The sequence below is a fragment of the Nocardia sp. NPDC004711 genome, assembly GCF_053601595.1.
On record NZ_JBSGCB010000041.1, the window covers coordinates 1 to 13,731 of the forward strand.

The window sequence follows — 13,731 nt, forward strand, 5'->3', positions numbered from 1 at the left end:
CGCAAACGCGCCGAAGGCAAGAAACACACTCAAGCCGTCCTCGCCCTGGCCCGCCGCCGCGTGAACGTGCTCTGGGCACTGATCCGCGAGCACCGAACCTACCAGCCAGCGCCACCCGCCGCAGCAGCCGCCTGAACCACCCATCGAACGTCAACTTCCAGGCTTGACAACTTCATTGGGAAGCAGTCCCTGGGCCGGGATCGGCGGGAGACGGCTCTCAACCCGGCGTCAGCTCGAGTCCGGTAGGGCAGACGACCCAATCACACCTCCCCGTCCCTGCGCACACCAGCAGCACACGAGCAGCCGGGAATCACGCCGCCCGTGAACCCCACCTCCGGCAACTGGAATCGATCGCAGCGGCGACCCACTGCCCCACGTGATGTCGATCGTTCACCCGAGAAATGCCGGTCGGGTCAAGACGTTTCGGGGCAATCCATCCGGTGCGTCCCCGATACGGGGAATCCTTGCCCATGACAACGGTTTTCCAACCCTCGGCACTGTCGTTGACCAGCGCATGGCAGTGATCGCAGGCCAAGGTCAGGTTGGTCAGATCGGTGGGGCCGCCCTTGGCCCAGTCGGTGATGTGGTGCACCGCGCACATCGAGGCGGGTGCCTCGCATCCCGGTCGGGTGCAGCCCTTGTCGCGGGCGATCAACGCCAAACGCTGGACGGGGCTGGCCAGGCGCTGGCAGCGACCCAGGTACAGCGGCAGCCCGTCGGCGTCGAGGACCGCCAGCACCGGGCGGGTACCCTCGGCCATCTTCAACGCCTCATTGATCGACACGTGGCCGCCGGAAGCGGTGGTCGCGACCCCGGCCCCATGCTCGAGATCCGCGACGGACATGGTCAGGATGGCCTGCACCGGCAGGCCACGGTGGGAGCCGAGCTTGGCGGGGTCGACACCGGGCTGCAGCAGCGCGAACAACGCGTCGTGGGTGCGCTGACCGGCATCGCGACGGTCGCGACGGGCCGCGGCCTCGAGGACCTTCGAGTCGACGACCTTGATTGTGGCGGCAACGCTGTCGGCGTCGTCGATGTTGCACATGCCCGGGCGCGCGAGCTTGGCGAACACCGCATCCAACAGCGCCCGCAGTTCCGGGGTGATCCAGCCCTCGATCCACGACATGCCATCCACCCCGGGACGACCCAGGATCAAGCCACGGCGACGACGACGATCGGCGTCGGAGACGACCTTGCCGTCGGGGTCGATACGGGCGAGGATGTCGCGGCCGATCTTGGGCAGGTCATCAGGCCACCCGACCCGCGAGTGGCCGACCAGAATGTCCTCGGCCTCGGCACGGGTCTCGGCGGGAATGTCAGCAGGCAGGTGGTTCATCACGTCGATGATGTTGCGGACATGATCACGTGAGATATCGCCTGTCTCATAGGCTTCGGCAGTCTCGGCGAGGGTGGCTGGGCGCAGGTGGCCGGTGGGTTCGAAGAATTCCCCGCACTGGTGGGTGATCTTCACCCGCACCGACGCGTCGTACCTCGACAACCCCAAGGTCTGCCGCAGGAACGGCACCACATTCTTCGCTCCACTGCCTTCGGGCAGCGAACGGTTGCAGGCTTCGATGATCAGGCGTGAATCCAGCGCCGACAGTTGACGTTTGCAGGTTTCCAACCGCTGCATCAACTCCACGACATCACTGTCGGAGAACGGGTTCAGGTTGCCGTGGAGGACGGAATTCGTCAGGGATTGCACGGCGGCTGCCAGGTCGGCGATGCCGCACGTGTCGAGTGTTACCCCCTTCGAATCCATGTGTCAATTCTACCGCTTACATGATCGCGATATGAGGCGAATTCTATTGTGATGCAATTTGTTTCAGAATTTCATGTGTTTCAAGCGAATTGAGTCGAGTGAGGTGAGCTGATTCGCGTGGCGGGAGTGCGAAGAAGGAATTGCTGAGGGTGGCTCGGTCGGCGGCGGGTATGTGGAGGGTCGGGTGGTTGTGGATGATCAGGTGGCCGTGGAGTGCTGACAGGTGGAGGTCCAGTTGAAGCGGTCGAGGTGGGTGTATCGGGCGGTTGAGCGGTTCAGGTCGAGTTCTGCTTGTCGGCGGGACCAGCGGTTCAGGCGGCACAGTCGCTCGATAACCTCTTGCTCCCGGCCTTTTGCTCGGGGCCAGGCCGGAGTGTTGGACCTGGTGGCAGCCGGGGCAGGGGGCAATCAGGCGTTGCAGGCGTTGGATTGGGCGGTCGGCGTGGAACTCGAAGATCCATTTCTCGTGGCAGTCGGGCCGTCCGATGCGGCCGTTGCGGATCGCCTGGTCGCCGCAGATCTCGCAGCGATCTCCGGCGGCTGTGCAGACCGGAATGCGCAGGGCATCCCAGACCTTCCGGTCCACGAGGCCGCGGACATTGGAACCGTGCGTGCCGGGCGGCAGCAGGTCGGACTGGATGGCCACGCCGTCGGGGGATTCCGGACCGGCGAGGGTGTCTGTCTGCATCAAGTCATACTCGTCGAATATGGTGTGCCGCAACATATCTCGAGTCACTAACAGAACCGTCCGGTTCGAATTCATCGTTCGAATCGAAGGTGACGAATTGGTCGAATCGGGAATTGGAGGTGAGGTCTCTCGCCGGGCGGGGAGGCAGGGAGGTAAGAAAGAACCATGTGGCATCCGGCGACCCCCATCCTCAATGCGCTCAGCTATCAGCCGGGCGACCGGCGGATTCTGGAGACTCCGGAAACATATGGCCTCGACTACGAGGAGATGTCGCTGCGCACGGCCGATGGCGAGACCGTCGAGGCCTGGTTCGTGCCGGCGGTGGGGGAGCCGCTGGGGCACATTCTGTTCGCGCACGGGAACGGCGGGAACATTGGGGATCGGTCGCCGATGCTGGGCATGCTCGCGGCGGTCGGGTTCGATGTGATGATTTTCGATTACCGCGGGTATGGGCGCAGTACCGGCCGGACGGACGAGCGTGGGACGTATCTGGACGTGCGGGCGGCGCGGGAGGCATTGCTCGCGCAGCCCGGTGTGGATGCCAACCGGTTGGTGTATCTGGGAAAGTCGCTCGGCGGCGGCGTGATGCTCGAGCTGGCGAATGCCTTACCGCCCGCCGCGCTACTGCTCATGTCGACTTTCACCGGCATGCGGGACGCGGCGGTCGCGGTATATCCGTTCCTGCCGAAGCTGTTCGTGCCCAACGCCTATCCCAGCCTGCCGCGAATTCGCAGACTGACCTGCCCGGTCATGATCATGCACGGCGACATGGACGAACTCCTGCCCGTACAGATGGGCCGCGACCTGTACGCCGCCGCGCCCGAGCCCAAACAGCTGGTGATCTATCCCGGCGGCATGCACAACGACCTCATCGGATTCCCGGGCTGGGCGGAGACGGTGGCGACCTGGGCGGCTGGGGTGCTGCCGCCCAAGCGCCTCACTTCCGGATGATATTGGCGAGGAATTCGGCATTGCTGCCGGTCTTGCGCAGGCCGTCGAGGAGCAGGTCGAGGGCGCGCTGATCGTCCAGTTCGGCCAGGGTGCGGCGGAGCCTGTCCACAGCGAGCCGCTCGTCGGGGGCGAACAGCAGTTCGTCGCGGCGGGTGCTGGACCTGGCGATGTCCACGGCCGGGAAGACGTGGCGGCTCGCCAGTCCGCGGTCGAGTTTGAGCTCGGCATTGCCGGTGCTCTTGTACTCCTCGAAGATGACGGTGTCGGCGAGCGAACCGGTTTCGACGAGTGCGGTGGCGATGATGGTCAGCGATCCGCCGTGTTCGATATTGCGGGCCGCGCCCAGGAACCGCTTCGGCGGCGTCAATGCCATGGAATCCACACCGCCGGAAAGGATTCGGCCCGAGGCGGATCCGGTCATGTTGTAGGCGCGGGCGAGTCGGGTCAGAGAGTCGAGTAGGACGACGACGTCGCGGCCCTGTTCGGCCAGCCGCTGGGCGCGTTCGATGGCCAGTTCGGCCAGCGCGGTCTGTTCGGCGGGGGAATGATCGAAGGTCGCGGCGATCACCTCGGCGGGCACCCCGCGCGAGAGGTCGGTGACCTCCTCGGGGCGCTCGCCGACCAGCACCAGCATCAGGTGCGCCTCCGGGTGGTTGGCGGCGATGCCGTGTGCGATCGCCTGCAGCACAGAGGTTTTGCCCGCCTTGGGTGGTGCCACGATCAAGGCGCGCTGGCCCTTGCCGATCGGCATCATGAGATCGGTGACGCGGGTGGTGAGCTGGTGTGGCCCGGTTTCGAGTCGCAGCCGCTCATTGGGGTGGATGGGGGTCAGGTCCTGGAAGTGCGGTCGCGGGGAGATCTCGGCGACCGGGAGGTCGTTCACGGTGTCGACCCGTACCAGGGGAGCGAGCTTGCCGTTCTTGGTGTTCGGCTGCGCCAGGCCGGTGAGGGCATCGCCGCGGCGCAGGCCGTGGCTCCGGATCAATCGGGTGGGCACGTGGATGTCGTGGGGGCCCGGCAGGTAACCGCTGCGGCGCAACACACCGCTCTGGCCATGGATATCCAGGATTCCCGCTGCGGGCGTGAGGGTTTCGATGTGTTCGAGGGCCGGGGTCGCGTCGGTGTGGGCGACCTGCGGCGTGGGATCGATGGTGGTCATGAGAGTTCTCCTTGTAAGGATCAGGTGACTTGTGCACCGGGAGTGAGTGATTGGTGTGGCCGGATGCGGCCGAAGGCGGCAGGAGACCGCCGGTGAATCCGAGTGGTTCGCCAGTGGCGGTGCAGCACCGGGCGGGAGCTACAGCGCCACCGGGTAACCGGCTCGGGGAGGGAAGAAATCGCGTGGGAGGGACTCGGTGTCGACCTGCATCCACGGGATTGCGACGTCCCCACCGTACGCCGTCCCTGAATCCCGCGCAATGTTCCGATCCCGGCGCGCTGTGCCAGGCCCCCGCGGTCCCCGTGATGCGTAGCCTGGAACCCATGAGCGATGCCAAGGAACTCGTGGCGTTGTTGGCGCAGCTGCCGGACGCCGAACTCGCGGCGGTGGTCGAGGCCGCCACCGACGGCAAGGCCGGGCTGGCCGCGCTGCACGCGGTGGCGCAGTCACTGGCGGCCACCCTGGGTCATGCACCCGATGTCATCGATGTGACTCCGGACACGCTGCCGGTGGAAAGCTATCCGCAGTCTGAGACGGTCTCGGCATCCGGGCAGGTGGGAGCGGGTCCCGTGGTCACCGGGATACCGGTACCGCCTGCGGGTATCCCCGCAGGTCCGGCGATCGGCGGCTATACCTCCGGCGGCGTCCCTACTTTCGAGTCAGTTCGCGATAAGGTCGAGCAGCGCTACGGGACATCGCAGGGGATGGGCGAACTCGATCGGCAGACACCAGTGGGCCGTAGCGTCGAGGAACAGTGGGATGCGCGGGCGAAGGCCGCGCGGGAACGTCTGGAACAGATTCGAAAATCGGTGCACGGCAACGATTCCGAGTGATCAGGCGTTCCGTCTTCAATTGATGGGTGGAACCTTGACCGAGTCCGATACGCCGTCCCGGGCGCCACGCGAAATCGCCGAGAAGCTCCTGGATCTCCAGGTCGACTTCATTGTCGCCGAGGTCAGCGGTGACCGCTTCGCCGAAGTGATCGCCCGCGATGTGGAAGCGGTGATCGGTGTCGCCGACACCATCATCGTCCGCGACGTGGTGGAGATCGATCAGGCCAAGCAGACCGTCGCCAATGTCATCGACCTGATCGGCGGCAGCCCGGTACTGGGCGAAATGGTCGGCACGCTGGCCGATTCGCTGTACGAGAACATCGCCGGGAATCATGACTACACCCTCGGTGACGTGGTGGACCGCGAGCCGGTCGAGCAGCTGCTGGAGAAGCTCTTCGGCATGCACCAGGCCCAGGAACGGATCCTGGAGCGGCTGACCGAGAGCCCCCTCATCGCGACCGTGGCCGCCAAGTTCGTGGACAAGCTGGTCGACGATCTGATGGAGACCAACAAGCAGATCGCCTCGAAGATTCCCGGCGTCGGCTCCCTGGTCTCCATGGGCACCAATGCCGCCAAGTCCGCGCGCAAGGCGGCGGAGAAGGCCGGTGGCACCTTCATCGGCGAAATGGCCGGCAAGGGCGCGCAATTCGCGCTCAAACGCACCAACAACGCCATTCGCGAAATGCTGCGCGACGCCCCGGTGCACGACGCGGCCATGGAATTCTGGGACCTGCACGCCGGTGAGCCGGTCAGCGGCCTGCGCGAGTACCTGTCCCAGCAGGACCTCCGCGACCTGGCCCTGATCATCCACCGGATCGCGCTGACCACCCGCAACAAGGAATACGTCGGCGTGCTGGTGGACCAGGGCGTCGAGGTGTTCTTCGAGAAGTACGGCGACCACACCCTGGCGGCCATGCTGCCCGAGCTGGGCCTGTCCGAGGCGGTCATCGCCGAGGAGATCCTGCGCTACGGCCCGGCCGTGGTGGAAGCCGCCAAGCGGAACGGCGTGCTGGCCAAGCTGATTCGCGAGCGGCTGGAGCCGTTCTTCCTGTCCGAGCCGGTGCTCGCGGTGCTGGCCGGGAACTGAGCCGAGTCCTGCGCACAGGGCCGCACGCCCAAACCGCGTGCGGCCCTGTTTCATTCCCTGACGGGAGAACCCGCTCATTCCCTGGAGGGAATCGCGCAGCGCATCGCGCCAACGCAGACTCGATGCCATGACGAACATCGACATCAACGAACTCGCCGACCGGTACCTGGCCATGTGGAACGAGACCGACCCGGAGCCGCGGCGCAAACTCATTCGCGAACTGTGGGCCGAGGACGGCGCGCAGATTCTCGTCGATCCGCCGGAGGATATGCGAGATGCCGCCACTCGCTTGAACTTTCCGATCCCGTCGCTCGAGGTGCGGGGGCATCATGCGCTGGAACGGCGTGTGGAGCGGGCCTACGAGATGTTCCTGGCGGCGGGCGAACACCGCTTCGTCCAGCGTGGGGAAGCGACGGTGCTGTTGAAGCAGGTCATCGCCCTCACCTGGTCGATGGTGACCGCCGATGGCACCGTGGTCGGCGGCGGGATGGACGTCCTCGCGCTGGACGAGGACGGCCGCATCCGCACCGACCACCAGCACATCGGCGTCGAGTAGGGCCTCGAGCCCGCGAGCGGGTGCACACGTCGCGGATCGTGCCGTGCATGATTGCTTCGACTCGAGCAATGCAAGGTTGCTTCGACCGAAAGGAGCGTCGTGGCCCTCGACAAGGGAGTCGCCGCAGCCCTCAGCGACAGCGTCCGCGCCGGTGGCGACGCTGTCCTGGGCCCGCGGCACAAATCGCTGCCCCCGGCCGCCTGGGGGCTGACCGTCCGCGAATACCTGGCCACGAATCCGCACCTGGACGACCTGCAGACGCCGGTCCTCACCATGGACCGCTCCGCGCTGGACACGAACCGGGCCGTCATGGCCGACTGGGCGCGCGCCGCCGGCGTCCGGCTGGCCCCGCACGGCAAGACCTCCATGTCGCCCCAGCTCTGGGCCGAACAGCTCGAGACCGGCTCCTGGGGTATCACCCTCGCCACCGGCTGGCAGGCCCAGCTCGGCCGATCGTTCGGCCTCGACCGCATCGTGCTGGCCAACACGCTCGTGGATCCGATCGGGTTGCACTGGGCGGCAACGGAAATCGCGCGTGACCCCGACTTCGAGCTCTACAGCTGGGTCGACGGCGTCGACGCGGTCCGGGAGATGGAGCGCCACCTCGCGTCCGCCCCCGACGGGGTCCAGCTGAACGTCGTCGTGGAACTCGGTGGTCCGCACGGCCGTACCGGCGCCCGCGGGCTGGCCGCGGCCCACGCCGTTGCCGACGCGGTCCACAAGTCACCGCGCCTGCGACTCGCAGGGGTCGGCGGTTACGAGGCCGCACTCGCCCATGACCGCACCCCGGAAGCCCTTGCGGCCGTGCGGCACTACCTGGACGAGCTCACGATCCTGCACCAGGAGCTGATGGCCGCGGGCCGGTATGACAATTGTGCGATCGTGACCGCCGGCGGCAGCGCATATCCGGACCTCGTCGTGGAGCGACTGGCCGGACTTGCGGATGAGGAGGGCGTGCACGGAGTTCCGACTGTGGTGGTGCTGCGGTCCGGCGCGTATCTGGTGCACGATGACGGGTTCTACTCCGGGATTTCGCCACTGGCCGATGGTCGCGCCGAGCGTCCGCTGCGGTCGGCGATGCACGGATGGGCACGCTGTGTGTCCCGCCCGGAAGCGGAACTCGCGTTGCTCGATGCGGGCAAGCGTGATCTTCCGTACGACTTGGGTTTACCTGTTCCGCAGCGGATCACCGGACCGGTGAACACCGGGCTCTCGGCGGTTGCGACCACTTCGCTGCCGGCCGACGCGCATGTCTCGGCCTTGAACGATCAGCACGCCTTCTTGCGGCTGCCGGGTGCCTCGGACGACCAGGTGCCGGTGGGAAGTGTGGTGCGACTGGGGCTTTCGCATCCCTGCACCGCGTTCGACAAGTGGCGTCTCATCCCGGTGATCGATGACGCCGACGCCGAGCGGCCGCGGATCGTCGACTTCCTGCACACGTATTTCTGAGCGGGATGCCGCAGCCGCTCCGTTTCGGCCGCGGCGGGTGGACCTCGAGGCCCCGTCCACCGCCGCGACGACGGATGCCTCGCGGCACGTGGCGCGATCCATCGGCGACAGCGATGCGGTCCGCGTTCGTGCCGTCCCCTCGCGGACACCCGGTGTCGCCGTGCGGAGTGCCGCACGGCGTGGCAAGCATCCCGATCGGCGCGGGTGCGGGTCAAGGTGAACTCCTGTCCCAATTTGTCCCAGCGGGAATAGCGGCCAGTCGAATGGATGCTGCTGGACCCGACGGGCGCGCGAGGTCATCGACGACTGGGAACGTGAAGCGCACTTCATGGTGTACGGATTCCGCTACATGGCGGCCGCCACCCACTCGCCCGAACGACTCGCGGCCGTCGTCGACCGTTGCCGTGCGGCCCCGGAGTGGGATCGCTTCTGGTCCACCGAGGTTCCGCCCGACAAGGTCGCCCGCCGGCCCGTGCGGGTGCGCGCGCCCGAGACCGGCGAGTGGGTGAGCTACCGCATGCAGATATTCAAATTCGAACTGCCGCAACGCCCCTGGTGGATCTACTCGCTGGTCCCCGCCAATTGAGCCGCGCCGGTGGCGAAATGCTGCCGGTAGCGTTCGGGCGTGGTGGCCAGGCGTCGGCCGAACACCCGGTGCAGGGTCTCGCCGTGGCGGTAGCCGACCTGGCGGGCGATCGCACCGATGGTCAGCTCGGTCGACTCCAGCAGGCGGCGGGCCGCCTCGACGCGCAGATCCTCCACGAAAGCCGCAGGCGTGCTGCCGGTTTCGATGCGGAAGGCCCGGGCGAAGTTGCGTTCGCTCATGCCCGCGCGGCGGGCCAGCTCGGCCACCCCGAGGTTCGCGTCGAGATGATCGGGCAGCCACTGCTGCACCGCGCGAATGGCGGGCGTGCGCGCGGGCTGGGTGCGCAGCTGCGCGCTGAACTGGGTCTGCCCGCCGGGACGCCGGGTGAACACCACGTACAGCCGCGCGATCATGGCGGCGACCTCGCGGCCGTAGTCGTCCTCGACCAGCGCCAGCGCCAGATCGACGCCCGCCGACATGCCCGCTGACGTCCAGCGATTGCGGTCGCGGACGTAGATGCGATCCGGTTCGACCGTGACCCGCGGATAGCGCTGGGCCATCAGGTCGGTCGAGGCCCAGTGGGTGGTGGCCCGGTAGCCGTCGAGCAACCCGGCCGCGGCCAGCAGCAGCGCGCCCGCGCACACCGAGGTCACCCGCCGCGCCTTGCGGGCCAGGGCGGGCAGCTCCCGCACCACCTCCGCCCCGGCCGGCCCGGAGGCCATGCCGCCCACCACGATCAGGGTGTCGAAGTCGTCTCCGGCGGCGATGTCGTGCAGCGAATGCTCCACCGAGAGGGTGAGGCCGCCGTCCGCGGTGATCGGGCGGCCCCCGGGCGAGGCGGTCAGCAGGCGGTAGGGCAGGGCTGCGCCGTCCGAATCCGCCTGGCCGCCCGCTGAACTGATGGGATGCTCCTGCAGGACCGGCGGCAGTTGCGCGGGCGGCCGCTCGCGGACGCCGTTGAGGAGCGCGAACACATCCAGTGGCCCGGCCAGCTCGGACAGCTGCATGCCCTGGTAGACAACGAAAACGATGGTGCGGGGTGCGGGCATCCCGCCATCATCGCAGTCGCCGGGCTCGGCTGCCATGGTCAGTGGCTGACCGATTCGGATGTGCGGCGGGCGGTGTGGCGGTCGAGGAACGGGATGACCAGTTCGGCCACTCGGTCGGCGCACTGCGCGTGCGGGTAGTGGCCGCCGCCCTCCACCATGGCGACACTGCCCAGTCCCGCCGGCATGGCCGCCACGATCGCCTCGGCCTCGGCCCGCGGGTCGGCGAAGTCCGGATCCTGGGTGCCCATGAGCACCAGTGCGGGACAGCGGATGTCGGCGATGCGAGCATGCGCGTCGGCCGGGGTGGTGGCGCCGGTCTTCATGAATTCCGCCCAGCGGTCGGGCTGCCGCAGGATGGTCCGCAGGCCGCCGAGGAACTCCGCGTGGTCGGCGGGCTTGGTCGGGTAGGCGATCTCCAGATAGCGGAACCACCACCGGAACGACCGCAGTCCCTGGGTGGCGAGCAGGCGCACCATGCCGCGGCGGTACCGGCGGCTGGTGATCATCGTGCCGATGTGCAGCTGCTGGGTGAGAGTGAACGGGTCGATTTCGACGATGGCGCTCACCAACTCGGGGGCCTCCGCCGCCGCGATGGTCGCCGAGCCGCCCGACAGCGAATGCCCGACGATGACCGCGGGACCCCCGAAATGCCGGATGACACCCAGCAGGTCGTGGGCCACGTCGGTGCGGCTGATGGCTTCCTTCCCGGTCACCGAGGGCCAGTTCGGGCTGGATTCGCCGTGCCCGCGCATATCGGCGTTCACCACCCGGTATCCGGCCGCGACCAGCGGCCCGACCAGGTGCCGGAACTCCTGCCGCCAGGTTCCCATGCCGTGCGACAGCACCACCAGCGGTCCGTCCCCGGCCACATCACACGCGATCCGCCCGTGCTCGAGCGTTACGAACTCGGTCATTTCCCGGTCCTTCCAAGCGATTTCGTTCCGGCCGCGTTTGCGGCATGCCGGAATTGAACGCCGGAAATCGATGCGGGCCGAGGGCTCGGGCCGGACGGATCAGCGGTGTGGCCGATCCGGTCAGTCGCTGACCGTGTTTCCCGCGCTCGGGACAATTACCCATGTCGGTGCGCCGAACCAGGTGGCCAGTGCGTCCCGCAGCCCGGGTTCGGCGGTGGCGGGGGATTCGCCGACCGTTGCGGCCCAGGCGATGTGGGCGTCCGGGCGGATCAGGACGGCATCGGCGGGCCGGTCGTCGGTGGCAGCGGTCCGGATGTCGACGCGGTCGCCCCACAGCTCGGCGATCTCGCGCAGGTCCGCGCGGTCGGCGAGATCGAGCAGCACCGGGCGGGCGTCGCGCAGGGACTGGGCGACACCGGGGTGCAGGTACAGATCGGGGAGGAAGGCTCCGGTCAGCTGGTGCCCGTTGGGATTCGGCAGCGGATAGCGGATGTCGGCGCCCGCGATCATGGACCCCAGTCGCTGCAGGGCCGGTGCGTCGGTGAGCAGTTCCTGGAACAGGGTCCGGAGTGCCTCGGCCGCCGGATCGTCGCCGCGGCGCAGCGCCGCCTGCGCCTGGGTGTGCACCATGGTCCGGGCCGCCGCGAAGGAACGCTCCGTGTGGTAGGTGTCGAGCAGCCCGTCGGGGGCCCGGCCGTCGATGTCCGCGGCCAGCTTCCATGCCAGGTTGACCGCGTCGAGCATGCCCGCGTTGAGGCCGACACCCGTGGCCGGGAATGCGTGCGCGGCATCGCCGGCCACCAGAATCCTTCCGGCGCGGAAGCTTTCGGCCTGCCGTGCCTGGAACTGGTAGCGGGACAACCGGATCGGCTCACCCAGCGGAAGATCGACGCCCAGGACGCGGCGGATGCTGTCGCTCAGCTCCGCGAGGGTCAGCGGCTCGTTGTCATCGGTCTCGGTGGCGGTGTCCTCGGTGGTCTGCACCATGAGCATGCCGGTGGCGAGTGAGCCGACCGCGAACACGCCGCGCTCGGTACGGGTGAAACCGGCGGGGACGACACCGTGCCCGGCGACGTCCAGATCGCCGTTGTCCAGCATGGTCACCCCGGCCGCCACGGCGACCTGGCCCAGGCGGTTGACCTCCGGATAGGTGATGCCGGGGAAGGCGATTCCCGCCAGCTCCCGGACCTTGCTGCGCGCGCCGTCGCAGCCCACGGCATAGTGGGCGGTCAGCTGATACGGGCCGTCGGGGCCCGACACCGTCACGGTGACCCCGGTGGCGTCCTGATCGATCCCGGTCACCGTGTGTCCGCGCCTGACCTCCCCGCCGCGCTCGCGCACCAGCTCGTCGAGCAGCTGCTCGAGCTGCGGCTGCGGGAGATGGAGCGCGCGCAACGGCGGATCCGCCAGTGGGCTCTGATCCACGTGCAGTCCGCCGAACGGGAAGACCGCCGCCGGAGCGACCGGCGCCCCGGCCGATTCGAACCGGTTCAGCAATCCTCGATAGCCCAGCAATTGCAGGATCTGCCCACTGAATCCATTGGCCTTCGGCACCGTCTGCAGCTGCGGACTGCGCTCCAGGACCACCGGCCGTACCCCGGCCGCCAGCAGTTCGGCGGCCAGCATCAGACCCGTCGGGCCCGCGCCCGCAATGATCACGTCGGCACTCGTCACACGCACTCGCGCTACTCCATTCCACGGATTTCGGCTACGGCCAGCGATTCTGCGGCATACCGTGGGTCTTGCCGCAAGCCCGGGGGTGCGATATATGTTGAAAAGGGAAGCGGATCACCGCTTCCCTCTTGTCGACCGTCATCCGTTGCCGGATGGACTCTTTCGGCTACCGGCCCAGATGGTGGCGCATGAATGCCGCCGCGAAATCGGGCTGGGTCCTGGCCATCTGGTTGTGCCGGCCCGGATTCGCCAGCAGCGTCTTCTCCTCCGACGCGAACGCCTCGAACAGGTCGAAGCTGGGCCGGCGGTCGATTTCCTCATCGTTCCAGGCGACTTGGAGGGTGAGCGGGATGGTGATCTTGCGTGCGGCCTCGAACAGCGCGTCGAATACGAACACGCTGTTGAAGGTCGCGGCCCGGATGCGGGGTTCGGCGGCCACCAGCATCATGCCGATGACGGTGCCCAGGGTGATGCCGCCGTAGCCGACCGGAGCGTCCGGGCCGATCTCCGGCAGCGCCTGCAGCGCGTCCAGGGTGGCCTGCCACTCCGGCACGGCCCGCTCGGCCAGGGACATATTGAACTCGGCGATGATCGAGTCCATCGGTTCCCCGGCCGCCCGCGCCGCGTGCAGCGCGTCGGCCCACCGCTGGTCCTGCTCGTTGCGCGGCCGGTCGCCGTGCCCCGGGGCGTCGATGGCGGCCACCCGGTAACCGGATTCGGTCACGAAGTGACGGGCCGTCGTGACGAGGTTCGGGGCGCGCTTGTGCACGCCGCCACTGTGACCCAGCAGGATCAGGGGTGCGTTCTCGGACGCGGATTCGGGCGACCACAGTACGCCGGTGATCTCGCCCAGCAGGAAATCGCGTTCACGGACGCCGTTTTCCGACGTCTCCGCGGTGAAGTTCAGGTGCATGATGTTCTGCCTCTCGGAATGCCTTGCAACACAGGCGCTCCCGGCGACAGCTACTTCGTACGCCCAACCGCGACCACGATGGGGAGCACCCACCTCGATACGTCGTTCAT

The 13,731-nt window shown here is 67.8% G+C and carries 13 protein-coding genes and 1 pseudogene; 7 read left to right on the forward strand and 7 right to left on the reverse strand.

Going from position 1 to position 13,731, the window contains the following annotated elements; genetic code table 11:
• Positions 1-135: pseudogene (locus tag ACWEKS_RS33595) on the forward strand (IS110 family transposase); the annotation flags it as partial.
• Between the two features lie 175 nt (positions 136-310).
• Here the strand turns inward: ACWEKS_RS33595 and ACWEKS_RS33600 are convergent.
• The gene (locus tag ACWEKS_RS33600; protein ID WP_452343822.1) at positions 311-1,762 is read right to left on the reverse strand and encodes a DUF222 domain-containing protein; all 1,452 of its coding nucleotides are present in this window, start codon (positions 1,760-1,762) and stop codon (positions 311-313) included.
• A 43-nt stretch (positions 1,763-1,805) separates the two neighbouring features.
• A complete protein-coding gene (locus ACWEKS_RS33605; RefSeq protein ID WP_452343823.1) occupies positions 1,806-2,525 on the reverse strand; it encodes a hypothetical protein in 720 nt (239 codons plus the stop codon).
• 90 nt (positions 2,526-2,615) lie between these two features.
• On the opposite strand from ACWEKS_RS33605, the gene ACWEKS_RS33610 reads away from it, so the two are divergent.
• Positions 2,616-3,401, forward strand: coding sequence for an alpha/beta hydrolase (locus ACWEKS_RS33610; protein ID WP_452343824.1), 786 nt, complete (start codon positions 2,616-2,618; stop codon positions 3,399-3,401).
• On the opposite strand, the gene rho is transcribed toward ACWEKS_RS33610, so the two are convergent.
• A complete protein-coding gene (rho, locus tag ACWEKS_RS33615; protein WP_452343825.1) occupies positions 3,388-4,560 on the reverse strand; it encodes a transcription termination factor Rho in 1,173 nt (390 codons plus the stop codon). The genes ACWEKS_RS33610 and rho overlap by 14 nt on opposite strands.
• 323 nt (positions 4,561-4,883) lie before the next feature.
• On the opposite strand from rho, the gene ACWEKS_RS33620 reads away from it, so the two are divergent.
• The 5 genes from ACWEKS_RS33620 to ACWEKS_RS33640 all read left to right on the forward strand — a co-directional run bounded on the left by ACWEKS_RS33620 (position 4,884) and on the right by ACWEKS_RS33640 (position 9,071).
• Positions 4,884-5,393, forward strand: a complete 510-nt coding sequence (locus tag ACWEKS_RS33620) for a PspA/IM30 family protein (protein WP_452343826.1) — start codon at positions 4,884-4,886, stop codon at positions 5,391-5,393.
• Between the two features lie 34 nt (positions 5,394-5,427).
• Positions 5,428-6,480: a hypothetical protein gene (locus tag ACWEKS_RS33625; protein WP_452343827.1), complete on the forward strand. Its 1,053-nt coding sequence runs from the start codon at positions 5,428-5,430 to the stop codon at positions 6,478-6,480.
• Positions 6,481-6,607: 127 nt separating this feature from the next.
• Positions 6,608-7,036 (forward strand): hypothetical protein, encoded by a 429-nt coding sequence (locus tag ACWEKS_RS33630; RefSeq protein ID WP_452343828.1) that lies wholly within the window; start codon positions 6,608-6,610, stop codon positions 7,034-7,036.
• Positions 7,037-7,135: 99 nt separating this feature from the next.
• Positions 7,136-8,485, forward strand: coding sequence for an amino acid deaminase (locus ACWEKS_RS33635; protein ID WP_452343829.1), 1,350 nt, complete (start codon positions 7,136-7,138; stop codon positions 8,483-8,485).
• Between the two features lie 328 nt (positions 8,486-8,813).
• A complete protein-coding gene (locus tag ACWEKS_RS33640; protein WP_452343830.1) occupies positions 8,814-9,071 on the forward strand; it encodes a hypothetical protein in 258 nt (85 codons plus the stop codon).
• Here the strand turns inward: ACWEKS_RS33640 and ACWEKS_RS33645 are convergent.
• The 4 genes from ACWEKS_RS33645 to ACWEKS_RS33660 form a co-directional block, all read right to left on the reverse strand.
• Positions 9,047-10,156: a GlxA family transcriptional regulator gene (locus ACWEKS_RS33645; RefSeq protein ID WP_452343831.1), complete on the reverse strand. Its 1,110-nt coding sequence runs from the start codon at positions 10,154-10,156 to the stop codon at positions 9,047-9,049. The two genes, ACWEKS_RS33640 and ACWEKS_RS33645, sit on opposite strands and share 25 nt — an antisense overlap.
• Before the next feature lie 2 nt (positions 10,157-10,158).
• Positions 10,159-11,034 (reverse strand): alpha/beta fold hydrolase, encoded by an 876-nt coding sequence (locus ACWEKS_RS33650; RefSeq protein ID WP_452343832.1) that lies wholly within the window; start codon positions 11,032-11,034, stop codon positions 10,159-10,161.
• A 120-nt stretch (positions 11,035-11,154) separates the two neighbouring features.
• Positions 11,155-12,714 (reverse strand): FAD-dependent monooxygenase, encoded by a 1,560-nt coding sequence (locus ACWEKS_RS33655; RefSeq protein WP_452343833.1) that lies wholly within the window; start codon positions 12,712-12,714, stop codon positions 11,155-11,157.
• Positions 12,715-12,874: 160 nt separating this feature from the next.
• Positions 12,875-13,615, reverse strand: a complete 741-nt coding sequence (locus ACWEKS_RS33660) for a dienelactone hydrolase family protein (RefSeq protein WP_452343889.1) — start codon at positions 13,613-13,615, stop codon at positions 12,875-12,877.
• Positions 13,616-13,731: the final 116 nt, after the last annotated feature.